Origin of the sequence: Pseudomonas sp., from assembly GCF_049300855.1 — a bacterium.
Lineage (GTDB): Bacteria > Pseudomonadota > Gammaproteobacteria > Pseudomonadales > Pseudomonadaceae > Aquipseudomonas.
Genome location: NZ_JBAQKH010000026.1, coordinates 286,048 through 304,308, shown reverse-complemented (window position 1 = coordinate 304,308; position 18,261 = coordinate 286,048). Strand labels below are relative to the sequence as shown.

Genomic DNA, 18,261 nt, shown 5'->3' with positions numbered 1-18,261 from the left:
ACTTTGGCACATTGACAGCCCTGCAATTTCATGCAAGAGCGAAAGACAGTGAACCGATCTATGCTGCAAATTGCGGGCCTATTATTCGCAAACCCTTCTAATCCGGCAAGCGCAGCGTTGTGTCTTATTTTTCACCGGGGGTTTTAAGGCTCTAAAACGGGGCGATGCGTTTCCCAATGCCCCGCTCCGGGGCGGGCGGTTACACATTCGGTTACGTGGAAAGCGGCGGGTAACAGTGGGAAATGTCTTACGGGGGAGATCGATAATTATTGGTTGAGTCGCTGATCGTTCCCACGCTCCGCGTGGGAATGCCTCCCTCGACGCTCTGCGTCGGCTTCTGGGACGCAGAGCGTCCCTTGCTGCATTCCCACGCAGAGCGTGGGAACGATCGGATCTGAAGGTACTCGGTCAAACTGTGGGAGCGAGCTTGCTCGCGAAGAGGCCCGCCCAGCCACCACCCCCCCCCTGACACAAAAAAAGCCCCGCCCGGCATACACCGGACAGGGCTTTCTTGTTCTCAGACCTGCTACTTAAGCAACATTCATGGTCTTGTGCGTATCAATCAAATGCTGCACCACACCCGGATCCGCCAGGGTCGAGATATCCCCCAACCCGTCATATTCCGCCGTGGCAATCTTGCGCAGGATGCGGCGCATGATCTTGCCCGAACGCGTCTTCGGCAGCCCCGGCGCCCACTGGATCACGTCCGGCGAAGCAATCGGCCCGATCTCCTTGCGCACCCAGTTCTTCAGCTCCAGACGCAGCTGCTCGGTCGGCTCCTCGCCATTCTTCAACGTGACATAGACATAAATGCCCTGCCCCTTGATGTCATGCGGCACACCCACCACCGCCGCCTCGGCAACCTTCGGATGCGCAACCATCGCGCTCTCGATCTCGGCCGTACCCATACGGTGACCGGACACGTTGAGCACGTCATCGACACGCCCGGTGATCCAGTAATAACCATCGGCATCACGGCGCGCGCCGTCACCGGTGAAGTACATGCCACGGAAAGTCTTGAAGTAGGTATCGACGAAACGATCATGGTCGCCATACAGCGTGCGCGCCTGACCCGGCCACGAATCGAGAATTACCAGATTGCCCTCAGCCTCACCCTCAATAATGTTACCGAGGTTGTCGACCAGGGCCGGCACCACACCAAAGAACGGACGCGCCGCCGAACCCGGCTTCAGCGCGTGCGCACCCGGCAACGGGCTCATCATGTTGCCGCCGGTTTCGGTCTGCCACCAGGTATCAACGATCGGGCAACGCGACTTGCCGACATTCTTGTAGTACCAGTCCCAGGCTTCCGGGTTGATCGGCTCGCCGACCGAACCGAGCAAGCGCAGGCTGCTGCCATCCGCGCCTTCAACCGCAGCCTGACCCGAAGCCATCATCGCGCGAATCGCGGTCGGTGCTGTGTAGAGAATGTTGACCTTGTGCTTGTCGACGATCTTCGCCACCCGGGTAATGTCCGGATAGTTCGGCACGCCTTCGAACAGCAGCGTGGTTGCGCCATTGGCCAGCGGGCCGTAGACGATGTAGCTGTGGCCGGTGACCCAGCCGACGTCGGCGGTGCACCAGTAGACTTCGCCCGGACGGTAATCGAATACGCGCTCGTGGGTCATCGCCGCATACAGCAAGTAACCGCCGGTGGTGTGTTGCACGCCCTTCGGTTTGCCGGTCGAGCCGGAGGTATAAAGGATGAACAGCGCTTCTTCGGCGCCCATCTCTTTCGGCGCGCAGACGGTGCCCGCCACTTTCATCAGGTCTTCGTACCAGATGTCGCGATGCTGGTTCCACTTGATGTCGCCACCGGTGCGCTTGCAGACGATGACTTTCTGGATGCTGCTGGTTTCCGGGTTGGTCAGCGCGTCGTCGACGTTGGCCTTGAGGGAAATCTTCTTGCCGGCGCGAATACCCTCGTCAGCGGTGATCACCACTTTCGATTTGCAGTCGATGATGCGACCGGCCAGGGCTTCCGGCGAGAAACCGCCGAACACCACCGAGTGAATCGCGCCGATCCGGGTGCAGGCCAGCATGGCGACCACGGCTTCGGGAATCATCGGCATATAAATGGTCACCACGTCGCCACGGTGCACGTCCTGACCACGCAGGGCGTTGGCCAGTTTGCACACTTGTTCGTGCAGTTCGCGGTAGGTGATGTTGCGGCTCTCGGAAGGATCGTCGCCTTCCCAGATGATCGCGACTTGATCGCCGCGCTCGGCCAGATGGCGGTCGAGGCAGTTGTAGGAAACGTTCAGGGTGCCGTCGGCAAACCACTTGATGTCGACATGGTGATCGTCGAACGACGTCTGTTTCACCGTGGTGAAAGGTTTGATCCAGTCGAGACGCTGGGCTTGCTCGCGCCAGAAGCCGTCAGGGTTGACGACCGACTGCTGGTACATGGCTTTGTAGGTCGCCTCGTCAGTCAGCGTGTTAGCCAGAACCTCGGGACGAACGGGATACAGAGAAGCCGCACTCATCTTTCCTACCTCGGTGTAATAGTTGTTTTTGTATGACCCTGTTGTAACGGGGCGGGGGCCATAGAACCATTCGACGATGGTAGTAACAAGCCCTCACCCACCCACGATGGCCCGTGCAGGAGCTGCCGAAGGCTGCGATCTTTTGACCTTGCCTCTAAAAATCAAAGTCAAAAGATCGCAGCCTTCGGCAGCTCCTACAGGGGGATTGAGGTGTTTTTGGGGGGGATTGTTACCAAATATGTGAAAAGTGTTTATCAAAACCCGGTCTGTTTACCCCCACTCCACCTCCCTAGAATTCACCTCGCCGACAAGGCAACCGCGATTAACAACGTTACAGCCCCCACGAAGGCCGTTAATCCAGCTCTCAAGTAACAACCGCAAACGATGAAGCTCCACACGCAACCCTAAAAAGGTTGCGTGACCCCACTCGACCTCAAAAAGGTAAATTTGAAATGAAAGCTTTATTGGTTCTGGCCCTCAGCAGTCTGTGCGCAACCGCCATGGCAAACGAGGTCCCGACTGATGTCGCCCAGCAAAAACCGGCCATCGAGGAATACACTTACTCGACCCACCTGGACATCGCCAATGTTGTATCGATGAGCGAAGTTCCGAATGTCTGCGAAGTTGTGCCAATGAAAATGGAATACGACGACTCCACCGGCCAGCGCCACATCCTGCGTTACAGCGTGATGGGCAACGGCTGCACCAATTGATGATTTCAGACTGCACCGAATTGGATCTCTCAGCGCTTCATTGAGGGTCGATTCCAGCCCGGCTTCGGTCGGGCTCAGTTGTGTCTGGAGTCGGTCAAAAGGGTTGCAAAACACAAGATATAGTGAAAAACGCGGTTTTTTGCTCATTTCTTGAGCAACCAAAGCCCGGCGAAAAAATTAATCAAAAAAAATTCTCAGGGGCCAATCCCAGCGAAAGCCCTGTAAACCCTCGCTCCGACTGAAATCCCCTTCCTGATCGACCGCCCTGCGCGCTTTCGCCCTCCCCCACGACCTCATTTTTTTCCCTATAATGCCGCCCTAATCGGGTTAGCAATATTCCCTTACAGGGATCAAAAGCCATTCTGAAGCCCCGCAGCAGTGTTCAACGCTGATTGCGCCCGTCAGAGGCTCTCGGAAACCCGGAAAAAATTCTGTTTTATTGCCTGCGTATAGCTGCAAAAAACGATTCCTTAAGATCCAACGCGGTCTGTACGACCGTGTGAAAAACCAACCAATCAGGTTTCACACGGGCGACAGGCCCTCACGCAGGAGACGACACGTCATGCTGAGCTGGGACGAATTCGACAAAGAAGACAGTGAAGTAGCAGCAGTGAAAGGCGCCAACGCCGGCCACGCTACTGAAGCCAACATGGATCGCCTCGATAACGCTGGCGGTGCCGCCGCGATCGAAGCCCGCGCCGTGACCGCCGACGACTCGGCCGCCGTGGCCCGCGCCAAGGCTGCACTGAACTCCCTCGACGTTGCCGAAGGCCTCGCCGAACTCGAAGGCGCCTCCGCCCGTGTCGCCGTTGACGAAAAGCGCATGATCAACTGCCGCGCCGACCTCAACCAACTCGTGCCATTCAAGTACGACTGGGCCTGGCAGAAATATCTGGACGGTTGCGCAAACCACTGGATGCCGCAAGAAGTCAACATGACCGCCGACATCGCCCTCTGGAAAGACCCGGAAGGCCTGACCGACGACGAGCGCCGCATCGTCATGCGCAACCTCGGCTTCTTCTCCACCGCCGACTCCCTGGTTGCCAACAACCTGGTCCTGGCCGTTTACCGCCTGATCACCAACCCGGAATGCCGCCAGTACATCCTGCGCCAGGCTTTCGAAGAAGCGATCCACACCCACGCCTACCAGTACTGCATCGAATCGCTGGCCATGGATGAAGGCGAAATCTTCAACATGTACCACGAGATCCCATCGGTCGCTAAAAAAGCCGCCTGGGGCCTGAAGTACACCCGTTCGATCTCCGATCCGAAGTTCGAAACCGGCACCCCGGACACCGATAAAGAGTTGCTGCGCAACCTGATCGCCTACTACTGCGTTCTGGAAGGCATCTTCTTCTACTGCGGCTTCACCCAAATCCTCTCCATGGGCCGCCGCAACAAAATGACCGGCGTCGCCGAGCAGTTCCAGTACATCCTGCGCGACGAATCCATGCACCTGAACTTCGGCATCGACGTGATCAACCAGATCAAAATCGAAAACCCACACTTGTGGGATGCTGAGATGAAGGAAGAAGCGACCCAGATGATTCTGCAGGGTACGCAGCTGGAGATTGAATACGCGCGTGACACCATGCCTCGCGGTGTGTTGGGTATGAATGCGGCGATGATGGAGGACTATCTGAAGTTCATCGCTAACCGTCGTTTGTCGCAGATTGGTTTGAAAGAGGAATATCCAGGGACGACTAACCCGTTCCCTTGGATGAGCGAGATTATGGACTTGAAGAAAGAGAAGAATTTCTTTGAGACTCGTGTGATCGAGTACCAAACTGGTGGTGCGTTGAGCTGGGATTGATTAATCTTTCAGATTTTTAGTATAAAAACCTCGCCATGTGCGAGGTTTTTTTTGAAACATACCCAATCTAAGAAGATCTTTTCTTAGACCCACCACAGCTAACTTCCAGACATTTTCAGAGCAGATACTACAGACATATACAAAACCGCAACCAGCCCAAACTCTACCACCAAAGTCATAAGCACGATTTCAACAAAAAGAAATCGACTAGTACGCCACGCCCGACTGATTTTTTCGATAACACTCTTAAACTGATTCTTCAGCGACAGCTTCTCTACCTTTCTTACTTCCTCGACTTTAAATGCATCCTCCAAAAAACATGAGGCATTCGCATAAGCAGCAACCACAAACATTGCGAAGCAAAAGACACCAGTGAAAATCCTTGCAAATGTTGGATTATCGAACTGCACACCGAACTCACGAACCTTCAAAAATGCGACAAATGATATCGACAACATTAGCGCTTGTGGCGTTAAGTTTCTCAAAAACTCTAAAAAAGGCTTACGCCCCCTTCCGGTTAAATACATTGCCCCTCCTACCAAATTTCAAATTAATCCCTCCAACCGGAACAACCTCACCCAAGGTCAAGCCATCATTCATCAAAAGCGAGGGAAAAATTTCGCCCCTTGATCAACACTTGACTGCCAAACAAATCTTCTTTAAGAGAAAAAATCTCGTCTCTAAAATTATAAAAATCCTGCCGAGACAAATATGTCCTTCCCAGTACTTTATCTTGGGTCGCGGCAATCTCATCGGCACTCCACTTTGGCAACTCTTGCTTTAAATACTTAACAACCCTGGGCATCAAAATTCTCGCATGCTTATCACATATAGCTCGAATCACTCTCATCAAAACCCCCGCCTCATTAGGATTGTCGGCTAGAACAATATCCAACTCACCCAACCTAAGACACTCCAAGTAAGAAGGAGACGAGATTATTTTTTTTTCTTTAAAAGAATAAGCTACAGCATCCCAATTGGTTATAGTCGTAAGAAGCAAGCTATCTCGACCAGTGTATGCGACGTAATTATTCTTGAAGGCCCAAGTCTCACGAATAGGCCACACATCGACTGTCCACCCACCTACTTCAAGCCGATAACCACCAAATTTGTTTCTATGAAACTCTTCAATTTGGCGTGAGAAAAAAACCGCTAATGAATCAACGGAGCAATCTATAACCAAATCGATGTCTGAGTTAAAATCTTTAGCACCGAAAAGTGCGATATCTCTCAGAAGACCGCCAAAAACCAGCACCTCTCCAACGTCGGAAAGGCGCTCAATAAAATCAATTACATCAGCTCTTTTTTGCGAGTCGAAAAACCTTACAACTCGCTTCTTAAAAGCTTGATTGTTAGCTGCAATGTCTATCATAGAGTGGCTTTAATTCTGAGTGCAATGTAATTAAATAACTGTCCGTCATGCCCGAAATTGCATCCGCAAGAAGTTGAGCTTCTTTATAACCTACAGACAAATCGTTGCCCGGATCAGAAAATATACGGCGGTAGCTTTCAGAAATCCTTGAATACACATATTTCCCAAATGGAGTTTCAGACTTAAAACCCTTGCTCAACCTACCGTGTATCCCTACCCACAGCATATCCATCGTTTCTTCAATGTAATTATTACCTCTCAACTCCAACTCCAGCACACTTTTATGTTTGAAGCCGTATGCCATGTCAAAATCCTTTAGGACACTGCAGAACTTCGCCGCTGGGGACACACTCATAATCCCCTTATAAATTTGTTGCCCGCCCACAAAATCATTTGACAATACAGAGAATTGTTCAACAACCGCTTTGACCATCGCGGTAATAGCATGAACTCGAAACATCTGCATCGAGCAATCATTTAATTCTTGAGGACTAAGCGAGCCTTGTTCAAACTCAGAGCTATGCTTCCTCGCTGCAGCGACTACTCCTTGAGCTACGGGGTCTTCAGCACAATTTTTTTCTAGATACCTAAGAAGATCATAATAGGATGCAAGCCCCTTCTTCACAGTATCCTCTGCATCAAGAACGGAATAAGCAATATCGTCGCAGGCTTCCATTATATAGGTTAACGGGTGCCTAATACCCTCTGACAAACCGGTAGCCTCCCAGACCTCTGCAACAATTTTTGCTTCAGACTTAAAGAAACCTTGTTTCTTCCACTTTTCCTTATCAATCCCCTCAGTCGATACCGGGTACTTTATCAAAGCTGCAAGTGTGGCATATGTCAGATTAAGGCCAAACTGATCATTTAAAATCTGTAATTTTGAAACAAGTCGTACAGTCTGCGCATTACCATCAAAGTTTAAAAAATCAGACGCTCCCTCATCACTCTCACCAAAAATGTCCGGCTTATTTTTCACAAACCAATTTCTGATCGCGTACTCGCCCTGATGACCAAAGGGCGGATTGCCCATGTCATGCACCAGCCCTATAGCAGCGAGTAATGCTGGAATACTTCTTTGTAAAAACTGACTAGATCCAGCTTCACAAAAAATTCCCTCATTTTCATAAACCAGACGCAGACCGATACTTCTCGCCAAAGTGGCGACTTCATGTGAATGCGTGAGTCTATTTCTAACACTGTCGTTTTTATCTAAAGGAAAAACTTGTGTTTTATCCGCCAGCCTTCTTGTCGGCGCGGAAAATAAAATCCGATCATAATCCCGTTCAATTTCAAATCTACCATTTGCAGTAGCAGATATATCTACGGCCTTCAACCTGTCCTTTCTACGACTCTCATTCAAGAGCTTAGTCCAGTTGAGCATCTGAGTTCCCTTTCAAAGATTTTTAGAAGATCGCATGATACGGGAGAATTCATGCAGACTAATAGAGCAAATCCCCTCTCACGTATGGTTACAACAACGGGAATCGCTGGCTGGACAACTGACGTTCATACCAATACGCTCGCTGCCTGGTGCCTAAGAAACACCTCACACAGCGGATTGCCCGCACCCGACAGTCGCGGCTTTTTTGTGCCTACGGTTTCCCCGTGCGCATCAAAAACTCTGTTATGCCGGGAGTGGGCGAATACAAGACCCGAAAGGGGAATATGTCCGGCCCTCTGTGTGGGGTTTCTTAGCTCCCGGCACCCAGCCTTAAGAAAGCTGACATCACACAGAGGTAAATGGATATGCCTAGAAATGTCTCCTTCGGCACGAAGGAAATCAGCTTCAACCTCAAGATGATCTACATGCTTCCAGCATTGGAGGTCTGCCATGTCTGAACCTCACAATTCGACTGTCTTCACTCTGCACAAACTCTCTCTCCACGCCCTCCTCCTTGAAGGCCAGCCATGGTTTTGCGCACGCGATATTGGTCGCTTGATGGGTGTCCATCTCAGTGATCGGATGGTCAGCAAACTGGACAAGGATCAACATCGTTTTCTGTGGATTGAGTATCACCGGCATCCTGAGAAGCAACTTATGCTCAGTGAGTCCGGCGTGTATGCGCTGTTGGTGTATCACTACGTCCCAGGTAATCGTCTGTTGCGTGAATGGCTGACCCATCAGGTGGTTCCAGCCTTACGCGATGCTGCGTCCTCGGAACATTCAGATCTACCTATGCTAAGTTTTTTGAAATGGCCTGAGATGTCTGTGAGTCTGTTGCATTGGCAGGATGAAAGCTGGATTCGGCTACGAGATATGCCGTATCTGTTGCAGGGTCAAACACAGCAGCGAGCGACTGCCTCGAAGTCTTGGTGGCGGAAGGCTGCAGACGTATTTCAGTCGTCGAAGCATCTGATGAGTTAGGCGCTGCTTGTGAGATCACTTGCGAGAACTGTCGCAAATCTCTGTAGGAATTTTCCTAGACAGCCGTGATGGCCACTCAGTATCGTCCGAGGGTTTTCAACCCTCGGCGATATTATGAGCGACAAGAAAAAAGACACTGACTGGACTGTTGCTGAGATAGAGGCAGCAGTTGATGCCTATCTGAAGATGTTTGAGCTTGAGCGAATCGGCCAAAAATTCAACAAGGCACATGAGAATCGCGTGCTGCGTGCATCTGCGTTGCACAACCGCACTGAAGGCTCAGTCGAATTCCGCATGCAGAACATCTCTGCCGTTTTATTGAGAATGCATAGGGAATACATCAAAGGGTACAAGCCAGCCAGAAACGTTGGGACTAACGTTGAGCCAGCCATCCGAGCAGTGTTGATTGCCAAAGGGGTGACGCTTGGGGATCCAACGGTTGCGACTGCGGATGAAGAAGCACTAGAGCAGAGAGCTCTGGCGCTAGAGAAACTGCCTCTTGAAGACGAACCTGCGGGGATTGTGAAGCCGAAGCGCGCTCCCGCCCAAAGCACTGCATTTATACGTGACCCGAAGGTTAGAGCCTGGGTCCGTAAGAAAGCCAAAGGGATATGTGAAGGGTGCGGTGAACCGGCTCCATTCACTAAAAATGACTCTCCTTACCTTGAAGTTCATCACGTGAGGCATTTGGCGAATAAGGGTTCTGATCGAATCAGCAACGCTGTAGCTCTTTGTCCGAACTGCCATCGGCGCTGCCATCACTCGAATGACAGCAAGGAGTTCACCGAGTCGCTCTATGACAGGGTTAAACGGTTGAAGCGTGAGTACCCGAACCGAAAAACGATGTGACGAGAGGGCTTGCCCTCGCTCGGCCGTGAAATCTGGTTGATGCCATCAATCGCCAGCAGGCTGACTCCCACAGATTCCGAATCATCCTGAAAACAATCAGTGCAACCCGCGCCGCCTCCCGCTATTAATACCCCTCCCCCACTCAAGGATCCGAGCCCCACCATGAAATTCGATCTCGCCTACTGCCTCAGTCTCGACGACAAGTTGTCGATCTATGACGTTCGCGATCTCAATTTCGATGAGACGGTGGCGTTCGATTCCGCGAAGGAACACTTCCAGTGCCCCAACGATGCCTGTCGTTCAGCGTTCGAGGCGTCCAACGAGTTGGGCACCTTCAACGCCAAGAACGTGAATTACGTACGTACGCCGCACTTCAAGAATCTGCCCACTACGCAGCACGTCGCGGGTTGTCCGTATGTGAGTTTGAAGGCTTTGGCTTCTGGCGTTGAGACGGCGGATGGCGAGGTGGATGAGGGGCGTGAGGAATACTTCCCATCAGAGTTGTTACTGACCCGGCGTGAGTATGTGCGCAAGCCTGTCGCGCCAGCGGGGGCGGCGGATGTGTTGCGGGATGATCGGGTGCGGGTGGCGGCGGACGGTGGTAAAGAGTCGGCGGGTCGTGAGTCGGCGCCGGACAAGACCAGTGTGTTTGCGCATCCGGTGGAGTGTTTTGTTTCCAACTTCGCGGACAAGGAGTTGCTTAAGCGTATGCCGTTGAAGGTCGGTGAGCATACGGCGCCGTACAGTTCTTTCTTCAAGAAGATCGAGTATCTGACGGACAACAAGGGGCTGATTTACTGGGGGCGGATCAAGAAGATCGAGGACTTCCACAGTGCCAGTTTTCGCATCGATTTCGAGGATAAGGTCTGGTTCAAGAAGCCCGAGGACAGTAAGAAGAAGCCGTATCCGGTCAGCGTTTATCTGAACAAGAAGCTGATCGACAACTACCGCAAGCGCAAGGCGTTTCTGGAAGAGATCAAGCACGCGGTGGATAGCGAAAAGGCGTTGTTCTGTTTCTTCTATGGAGTGACGCCGGAGTTGAAGCAGGTGCCCGGCAAGAAGAACCCCGAAAAGCCTTTCGAGGTCTTCAATGCCAATATCGAGAACTTGGATCACTTCATTATTCGTGAAGCGCCGGGGTTGGAGTGATGGTTAGCCTTGGGGCAGTTGCAGTTTGACGGCGCCGGGGTGTTGTTTGATCAACGAGTACGGCAGGATCGACCAGTCGGGCGAATCGCAGGCTCGCTCAATGCGGGCGAAGTACGCTCCGATGTACAAACCTTTTTCGGTGAAGTGCCAGTTGGAATAGCTCCAGTTGTCTTCATTGGTGAAGTCGCAACTGTCTTCATCTCCGCCTGCCGGTTTCTTCATTTCATCCGGGTACAGTGCGGTGAGCTGTTTTATTAGCCACGGCTTGAAGATTTCGCGTTGGTACTTTGAGCGCGCTGCGTCTTCGGCCTCGGTCAATGGCTGGTCACCACCTCGGTAGCGATCAGCGTGAAGGATTGGCTGACCCTCGCCCACCCAGAGCACGTCTTCGAGCGACAACGGATGGCCGGTTTTCACATCGATGTTAAGTGGTGAATCGCCGAAGTCCGGGTGCGCACCGCCGCAGTCGTAGCTGGTGGAGATGTTCAGGCTGATGACGCTGGGCGAGATAAATGTCGGGGTGACGTCCTGTAGGAATTCGGCGTAACCGCGACCTCGCAACTGGCAACCGTAGTAACTGATGGCCTCGTCCCACAAGCGCCCGAGCAATTGCTGGTTAACCCGTTGCAGATCTTCTTGTGGCATCCCGGATTCGATGCTGAACATGGACATCTTGGTGTCAGGCTCTTCCCACCATTGCAGGGTGTAGCCCATGAAGTCCTGCTTTTTCCCGGGTTTGAGTTTCAGTCCTTGAAGCCGCAGATATTCGTAGGGCTCGCTCTTGGGCAACTTGGCGATGTAGGGCAATGCATTCGCCGGTACTTCGGGAAGTGGCGTATCGGTAACCAGTACGGGCAGTTTTTTGCCTTTAGCGTTTTGCCATTCGCCCTTCCAGCCGGCCTCAATCGGTTTCAGTTTGAGGGTCGGTAATGGCTTGTCCGGGTCCATACGATCACTGCCCTCTGTGAGCAGCAAAACGTCATTTTTATAGGTGCCGTTAAGCTCTAGATCGCGGTGAAACTTCTCATAGAAGTAGCGACCGGTAACTTGCTCCGGGTCACTGGTGTCGACTTCGAAAACGATCGGCATTTTGCCCAACGTACCGGTGAATACCAGCCGGTTATCTTCGGCCTGCGCGGTGGATAGCAGCGAGAACAGCACAGCAGCGCAGGTTGCCAGGCGCATCAGTCCCTTGAGCATTGATCGATCCTTGAAAGAGGAGAAGGCCGCACCGGCACTTGAGGGCCGGCGCGGATAAATTCGGGGGGATTATGGAGAGAACAAATCAGGGATGCGAGGCCCGCAGTGCCTTTCAGGCTATTGCAGCTCACTCTGAAACGCCTGGATCTCCCGCTCTGCCTGTTTGCGTCGCTCCAGCGCAGCCTGAATGCCAGACTCATCGACAGCGCAATATTGGCGCAACCAGTGGGCGATCATTTCTTCATCTGGCCTGAAGTAATCCTTGCGCCCTTTGCTGTTTCTGAGTCGACTGTTCATCTGCGCATCGAACCCGATGGCCGCGCGTTCGCCCTGCGGCAAACAACCCCACTCGGCGGCACAGTCCTGAAAAAACCAGGCGATCTGCTCAATGTGCTGTTGTGCACCGCGATGGCTGCGACGATAGAAACGATGTTCTGCGCAGGCTTCTTCAAAACGATCCGACAGGATTCCCGCGTCAGCCCATTGCATGAAGTCATGGTTGATCGCGTCGCGTAGCAAGCCTTCGCGCCAGCGTTCGACAAATCCTGCGACAAACCCTTCAGCATCGGCCTTTTTGGCATCGGCGAGGATCATGCAATAGCGGGTTTGCACATGGATTACGAGCAACACGTGTTTGCGTTGGACGGTGATTGCGTGCACGAGCCACTGCTCGTTGGAGCTGCCCGGTTGATCATCTTCGATCACTGCGGTCGGGGGTTTAGCGTCCACCGGAGTGATCACTTTGCCTTTGTGAACACGGCTGAAAAACTTACTGGCGGCTTCGGTGCAATTGAAGATCAACATCCTGGTTCTCTGGTAGTTGCTGGAGGACGGCGCTCAGTTACCGATTTTGATTTCTTCCGCTGTAGCCTGGCAATGGTTCATTTAAGCGAAATGCACAGCAGCACAATAATCAGCAAACCAATATAGACCCAGGCATGCACCTGGTCTGGTATCCGCCCAATCCATGGCGCGGCCAATCGAATCCCGATGAGCGAGCCAACCGTCAGCACCGCAAACGCGAGCAGATCCACATACCCGACAAACCACGTGCCCAGGTCAGCCTGACTGAACCCGGCCAGCGCCATGTACGTCAGCGTCCCAGCCAATGCCACCGGTACGCTCAACGGATTGGCCATGGACGTCGCTTGCGACATGCTCAATCCACAGCGGCGCAACAACGGCACGGTCATGACGCTTCCTCCTACACCGAGAAACGTCGCGATGGCGCCGATGCCTACACCACCTGCGGAAGTTTCCGTAGCGCCAAGTCGGCGTGGGATGACGTCTGCGTTTTGCGTGAGAAAGCCGCGTCGCAGCAGGCAATCAATGATGGTCACGCCGAGATAGCCTATGAACGCGTAGCGAATCACTTCGCCGCTGACCCACACCGCCGCTATTGCGCCAACGACCGCCCCCACTCCGATAAACCCTCCCAACGGCCACAGGTAATGACGGATGAGATTGCCGGCGCGACGATGTTTGTCGGTGGCGATCAGGGCGTTGACGATCATCACGCAGGTCGAGGTGGCGACGGCGATGTGCATCGCCGATTGGCCGATCGGGTCGTCGGCGCCGTGGCTCGCGGTGAGCATGCGATACAGCAGCGGCACGACGACGAAGCCGCCCCCGAAGCCGAACAGCACGGCGGTGACGCCGGTCAGGCAGCCGAAGAGGGTCAGCAGTAAATAGAACATGTCGAGGCGTCCGTGGAGGGAGAGCTGTCGACGATAGAGCGGCATCGCTTGGCCTGCTTCAGCAACTCAGCCAATAATGTTTGCGTTTACGCCAACCACCGGGAAACGCCTGATGCGCAATGTTTCGATCAATCTGCTGGATGACACGCCGCGCGCGGTGGTGGCGATCGGTACGGATTATTCCCACGGTCACCTGTTGCCCTTTCATACGCATCGGCGGGCGCAGTTGTTGTACGGCGCGACCGGTGTGATGCAGGTCAGCACGCATGACGGTAACTGGGTGGTGCCGCCGCAACGGGCGGTGTGGATTCCGCCGGGGGTCGCGCATGAGGTTTTGATGCTCGGGGTCAGTACTCGCAGTGTGTACATCGAGCCCGATGCGGTGGATTTGGGGGAGCGCTGCCAGGTGATCAGTGTGTCGCCGTTGCTGCGGCATTTGCTGATGGAGGCGGTGGAAGTGCCACTGGCTTATGACTTGGTCGGACGCGATGGTGTGTTGATCGATCTGCTGCTGCATGAATTGACGCGCAGTGCGCCGCTGCCGTTGCACATCCCGCTACCGACTGACGGAAAACTCCTGTCTCTGTGTCAGAACTTTCTGCATCAGCCGTACGCACACCAATCACCACAGCAGTGGGCCGACCATTTACACATAAGCTTGCGCACCTTCAACAGACTTTTCCGTCAGCAGACCGGGCTGAGTTTCAGGCAATGGCGGCAGCAGGCTTGCGTGGTCCTGGCGCTGGCACGACTGGCCGCAGGTGAAGCGGTGACGCGCATCGCACTGGACTTCGGTTATGAAAGCCCGGCGGCGTTCTCGACGATGTTCCGGCGGATCCTCGGTCAGGCACCGTCCGTCTGGTTGGAGGCGGCGAATTAGGGCAAATCAAAAAATGCGTTTGATCCCGGCCGAAAACAACTGTACAAAAACACAGTACATTTTCAATCAGCACTCTTGAGCCCGGAGCACACCATGGCCTCTCTTGCGATGAACCACATCCTCGAACGCATTGCCCTTTTCCAGTTCACCCCGACGCACAGCGTCCAGGCCCGAGCGATGCTGGGCTGGAGCGTGGAACAGCTATCGCGGGAAGCCGAGGTTTCGGTGGAAGAAATCCAACGCTTTGAAGCGCAGCAGGATGTCGCGGATGCGGCGCGACTGGCGTTGGCTTATCGGTTTGAGGCACAGGGGCTGGTGTTCTTTCCCGGGTTTGCGCCGGGGCGTAGTGCGAGTGTACAGGGCGTGTCGTCGGAAGCGATGGGGCGTGGGGATTTTGCGATGGCTGAGTAAGACAATCGCCCCCGAAGGGGCGAACTCGGCGAGCTATCAAGCACTCTGCACCACCCCCTCACTCTCCCCTTCAACCGCCAACCACCACGCCTCCCCGCGTTGCGGCTGAGCGATGTTAAACGCCTCACCCATCTGCGGCGTGGTAATGGAAATACTGCGTTCCCACGCCAGTGCCAGGATCCGGTCGAACGGTTCATGCCACGCATGCATCGCCAGATCGAAGGTGCCGTTGTGGATCGGGAAGAGCCAGCGGCCCTTGAGGTCGATGTGCGCTTGCAGGGTTTCTTCTGGCTGCATGTGCACATGCGGCCACTCGACGTTGTAGGCGCCGGTTTCCATCAGGGTCAGGTCGAACGGGCCGTACTGTTCGCCGATGCGTTTGAAGCCGTCGAAGTAGCCACTGTCGCCGCTGAAGAAGATCCGCGTGTCGCCGTCGATCATTACCCATGACGCCCACAGGGTGCTGTTGCCGTCGAACAGGCCACGGCCGGAAAAGTGCTGTGACGGTGTGGCGACGAAACGGATGCCGGCAATTTCGGCGCCCTGCCACCAATCGTACTGGCGGACTTTGCTGGCATCGATGCCCCATTTGATCAGGGTGTCGCCGACGCCCAGTGGCGTCAGAAAGAGATTGGTTTTGGCGGCCAGTCGGAGCACGGCCTGGTAATCGAGGTGGTCGTAATGGTTGTGCGACAGGATCACCGCTTCAATCGGTGGCAACTGGTCGATGCTGATCGGTGGCTGGTGGAAGCGTTTCGGGCCGGCCCACTGCACCGGCGATGCACGCTCGGCGAAGACCGGGTCGGTGATGAAGAATTTGTCGCGCAGCTTCAGCAGCAGGGTCGAGTGGCCGAGGCGAAAGACGCTGTGGTTTGGCGCCGCCAGCAACGCTTCCCGGGTCAACGCTTGCACCGGGATCGGCGCGGCGGGCCGGGTGTTGCGCGGCTTGTGGAAAATCATGTTCCACATGATCCGCAGCATTTTGCGCAGGCCTTCGCGTTGCACCGGCGCGTGGTTGCGAAACAGCCCCTGATTCTGCCGCGAGGCTTCAGGCGTGGATGTGTTATCCGGGATCGAAACTGGATTGGCCATGACTGAATGACTCCAGAAAAACCGCGCAATTCACGGTTCTTCGCGGTGGGACGATAAATGGCCAAAGCTGCACGCATAGGCCGAACTGTCTGGTTTTTAGGCTGCGAGGATTAACGCAACATTACACTGATCGGTGTAGTTTCTAGGTTGCATCAAAGCGGATGACAAGTAAACTGCCAAGTGTAATTTCATCTTTCTCTGCCGAAGCGTACTTATGACAGCTCCACAGCGCCTCACCGACCGTAAACGCGAAGCCATCATTCAGGCGGCGATTGCCGAATTCCGGGCCAACGGTTTCGAAGTCACCAGCATGGACAAGATTGCCGCCACGGCCGGTGTGTCGAAGCGCACGGTGTACAACCATTTCCCCAGCAAAGAAGAGCTGTTCGCCGAAATTCTCAACCAGTTATGGACTCGAATCAGCGCTGAGCAATCGGTGACCTACAACCGCGATCAGCCGTTGCGTGAGCAGTTACTGAAGATGCTGCAGGCCAAGGTGCAGTTGATGGCCGACGAGAATTTCCTCACCCTGGCACGCGTGGCGATTGCCGCCACTATCCATTCGCCGGAGCGCGCGCAGAACATGGTCGAGCGTATGGGTGAACGCGAGGAAGGTCTGACCGTGTGGATTCGCGCCGCGCAGGCTGACGGCCGACTGAAGCCGGTCGATCCGGAGTTCGCCGCTCACCAGGTGCAAGGCTTGCTCAAGACCTTTGCCTTCTGGCCGCAGATGTCGATGGGCCGCGCCGCTCTTGATATCGATATGCAAAACACCGTCGCCGAATCGGCGCTGGAAATGTTCCTGGCCCACTATCAGCTCTAAATCGCCCCTCTCCTGCGCGAGCCACCGATTAAATGGCTCGGAAGGACACTGATTATTCCCGTTGGAATAAATGACAATGTCCGACAATCGACCGACGAACGGTCAGCCTGAGAAAATACTGCAAAGTATTTCAGGATGAATTTCGCGCAGGGCATCATGGAAAACCAACGCGGCAAAGGCTTGTCATTCGCCCGACGTATTTACCTGCCCAGGGCCATCGGTCTGGGGGTCGGTTTCTTCAGCGTCGGTGCTGCGTTGTATCCGCTGAACATGCCCGGCTGGATCTGGGCACTGTTGATCTTCAATGGCTTTGTCTGGCCGCATCTGGCTTATCAGATCTCCACGCGCTCGGCTTTCCCGTATCAGGCTGAACGGCGCAATCTGCTCTGCGACTCACTGTGCGGCGGTTTCTGGGCGGCGTGTTTTCAGTTCAATCCGCTGACCACCGTAACCATCCTGTCGATGATGACCATGAACAACGTCGCCGCCGGTGGCTATCGGTTGTTCGTATTCGGCGCCCTCGCCCAACTCGCCGGCGTTTTGCTCGGCTGGACGATCTTTGGTTTCAAATTCAGCCTGATCATGACGCAGGCGCAAGTCTGGGCCTGTCTGCCGATGCTGACGCTGTATCCACTGGCACTGGGCATGGTCTGTTATCGCCTGGCGATCAAACTCTCGCAACACAAACGCACGCTGACCGCCCTCAGCCGTACCGACAGCCTGACCGGACTGCTCAACCACGGCGCGTGGAAAGACTTGCTGCATCTGAAATTTCAGCAATGCCGCCAGCACAACACCCAAGCCACGCTGGCGTTGATCGACATCGATCACTTCAAGCAGATCAATGACAGCTTCGGGCACATTGTCGGCGATGAGGTGCTTCGGCAATTGAGTCAGGAGCTCAAACGCCTGCTCGATCAGTATGAATTGGCCGGGCGCTACGGTGGTGACGAGTTCTGCGTGGTTCTGCCGACACTGCCATTGCACAAGGCCGAAGCCGTGATGGAGCAACTGCGCGAGGCATTGTTGCAGTATCGTCATCCGCAGGTATCAGCGTTGCGAGTGGGCCTTAGTATCGGTTTGGCGCGCTACCAATCCTTGTACAAGGATGCACTGGACTGGCTGGACGATGCCGATAAAGCGCTCTACACCGCTAAACACACGGGCCGCAACACCATCAGCGTTGCCTTGACCAGGGTAGCGACGGACAGCGCAGACGCCTAAAAAGTTATACAAACTTACAAATAATTACTTTCTTGTACAACTTTATGAAGTTTTGTATAAGTAGCCATCTGCCAGTTAAGGAATGCTGGCATTGAGCAGTCACCGCCGAATGCCGTCCGCGCATTCGGTCTGCCAGCGCGGGAATAGGGACTGAATCCTCGATCTTCCCTCCTTCCAGAGTACT

At 54.2% G+C, this 18,261-nt stretch carries 17 protein-coding genes; 9 read left to right on the top strand and 8 right to left on the bottom strand.

Features of this window, described 5'->3' with window-relative positions; genetic code table 11:
• Positions 1-530 precede the first annotated feature (530 nt).
• Positions 531-2,486 (bottom strand): acetate--CoA ligase, encoded by a 1,956-nt coding sequence (gene acs / locus WA225_RS10970; RefSeq protein ID WP_034153332.1) that lies wholly within the window; start codon positions 2,484-2,486, stop codon positions 531-533.
• 452 nt (positions 2,487-2,938) lie between these two features.
• Here acs and WA225_RS10965 point away from each other — a divergent pair, with 452 nt between their 5' ends.
• Positions 2,939-3,199: a DUF2790 domain-containing protein gene (locus WA225_RS10965; RefSeq protein ID WP_053122884.1), complete on the top strand. Its 261-nt coding sequence runs from the start codon at positions 2,939-2,941 to the stop codon at positions 3,197-3,199.
• A 562-nt stretch (positions 3,200-3,761) separates the two neighbouring features.
• Complete coding sequence (locus WA225_RS10960) at positions 3,762-5,012, top strand: ribonucleotide-diphosphate reductase subunit beta (RefSeq protein WP_064119947.1); 1,251 nt, start codon at positions 3,762-3,764, stop codon at positions 5,010-5,012.
• A gap of 98 nt (positions 5,013-5,110) precedes the next feature.
• Here the strand turns inward: WA225_RS10960 and WA225_RS10955 are convergent, their stop codons facing one another.
• The 3 genes from WA225_RS10955 to dgt all read right to left on the bottom strand — a co-directional run bounded on the left by WA225_RS10955 (position 5,111) and on the right by dgt (position 7,768).
• Complete coding sequence (locus WA225_RS10955) at positions 5,111-5,539, bottom strand: hypothetical protein (protein ID WP_311997296.1); 429 nt, start codon at positions 5,537-5,539, stop codon at positions 5,111-5,113.
• A 65-nt stretch (positions 5,540-5,604) separates the two neighbouring features.
• Entirely contained in the window at positions 5,605-6,384 is a 780-nt protein-coding gene (locus WA225_RS10950) for a hypothetical protein (protein ID WP_422607937.1), read from the bottom strand.
• Positions 6,365-7,768 carry a dGTP triphosphohydrolase gene (dgt, locus tag WA225_RS10945; RefSeq protein ID WP_422607936.1) on the bottom strand — a complete coding sequence of 468 codons (1,404 nt, stop codon included), beginning with the start codon at positions 7,766-7,768 and terminating at the stop codon, positions 6,365-6,367. The genes WA225_RS10950 and dgt overlap by 20 nt, the downstream gene beginning before the upstream one ends.
• Before the next feature lie 450 nt (positions 7,769-8,218).
• Here dgt and WA225_RS10940 point away from each other — a divergent pair, with 450 nt between their 5' ends.
• The 3 genes from WA225_RS10940 to WA225_RS10930 all read left to right on the top strand — a co-directional run bounded on the left by WA225_RS10940 (position 8,219) and on the right by WA225_RS10930 (position 10,750).
• Positions 8,219-8,752 (top strand): Bro-N domain-containing protein, encoded by a 534-nt coding sequence (locus tag WA225_RS10940; protein ID WP_422607935.1) that lies wholly within the window; start codon positions 8,219-8,221, stop codon positions 8,750-8,752.
• A 114-nt stretch (positions 8,753-8,866) separates the two neighbouring features.
• On the top strand, positions 8,867-9,601 hold the full coding sequence (locus WA225_RS10935) for an HNH endonuclease (protein ID WP_422607934.1): 735 nt from the start codon (positions 8,867-8,869) through the stop codon (positions 9,599-9,601).
• A gap of 162 nt (positions 9,602-9,763) precedes the next feature.
• On the top strand, positions 9,764-10,750 hold the full coding sequence (locus WA225_RS10930; RefSeq protein WP_422607933.1) for a hypothetical protein: 987 nt from the start codon (positions 9,764-9,766) through the stop codon (positions 10,748-10,750).
• Positions 10,751-10,753: 3 nt separating this feature from the next.
• Here the strand turns inward: WA225_RS10930 and WA225_RS10925 are convergent, their stop codons facing one another.
• The 3 genes from WA225_RS10925 to WA225_RS10915 all read right to left on the bottom strand — a co-directional run bounded on the left by WA225_RS10925 (position 10,754) and on the right by WA225_RS10915 (position 13,647).
• Positions 10,754-11,950 carry a hypothetical protein gene (locus WA225_RS10925; protein WP_422607932.1) on the bottom strand — a complete coding sequence of 399 codons (1,197 nt, stop codon included), beginning with the start codon at positions 11,948-11,950 and terminating at the stop codon, positions 10,754-10,756.
• A 117-nt stretch (positions 11,951-12,067) separates the two neighbouring features.
• Positions 12,068-12,754: a DUF6933 domain-containing protein gene (locus WA225_RS10920; protein ID WP_422607931.1), complete on the bottom strand. Its 687-nt coding sequence runs from the start codon at positions 12,752-12,754 to the stop codon at positions 12,068-12,070.
• A 77-nt stretch (positions 12,755-12,831) separates the two neighbouring features.
• Entirely contained in the window at positions 12,832-13,647 is an 816-nt protein-coding gene (locus tag WA225_RS10915; RefSeq protein WP_422607930.1) for a sulfite exporter TauE/SafE family protein, read from the bottom strand.
• A 112-nt stretch (positions 13,648-13,759) separates the two neighbouring features.
• On the opposite strand from WA225_RS10915, the gene WA225_RS10910 reads away from it, so the two are divergent.
• Positions 13,760-14,527, top strand: coding sequence for an AraC family transcriptional regulator (locus tag WA225_RS10910; RefSeq protein ID WP_422607929.1), 768 nt, complete (start codon positions 13,760-13,762; stop codon positions 14,525-14,527).
• A 93-nt stretch (positions 14,528-14,620) separates the two neighbouring features.
• A complete protein-coding gene (locus WA225_RS10905) occupies positions 14,621-14,938 on the top strand; it encodes an XRE family transcriptional regulator (RefSeq protein ID WP_422607928.1) in 318 nt (105 codons plus the stop codon).
• Between the two features lie 36 nt (positions 14,939-14,974).
• Here the strand turns inward: WA225_RS10905 and WA225_RS10900 are convergent, their stop codons facing one another.
• A complete protein-coding gene (locus WA225_RS10900; RefSeq protein WP_422607927.1) occupies positions 14,975-16,030 on the bottom strand; it encodes an MBL fold metallo-hydrolase in 1,056 nt (351 codons plus the stop codon).
• Positions 16,031-16,244: 214 nt separating this feature from the next.
• Between WA225_RS10900 and WA225_RS10895 the strand changes: the two genes are divergently transcribed.
• Together WA225_RS10895 and WA225_RS10890 are read left to right on the top strand one after the other, a co-directional pair.
• A complete protein-coding gene (locus tag WA225_RS10895) occupies positions 16,245-16,853 on the top strand; it encodes a TetR/AcrR family transcriptional regulator (RefSeq protein WP_422607926.1) in 609 nt (202 codons plus the stop codon).
• 156 nt (positions 16,854-17,009) lie between these two features.
• Positions 17,010-18,077, top strand: a complete 1,068-nt coding sequence (locus tag WA225_RS10890) for a diguanylate cyclase (RefSeq protein ID WP_422608212.1) — start codon at positions 17,010-17,012, stop codon at positions 18,075-18,077.
• Positions 18,078-18,261 lie beyond the last annotated feature (184 nt).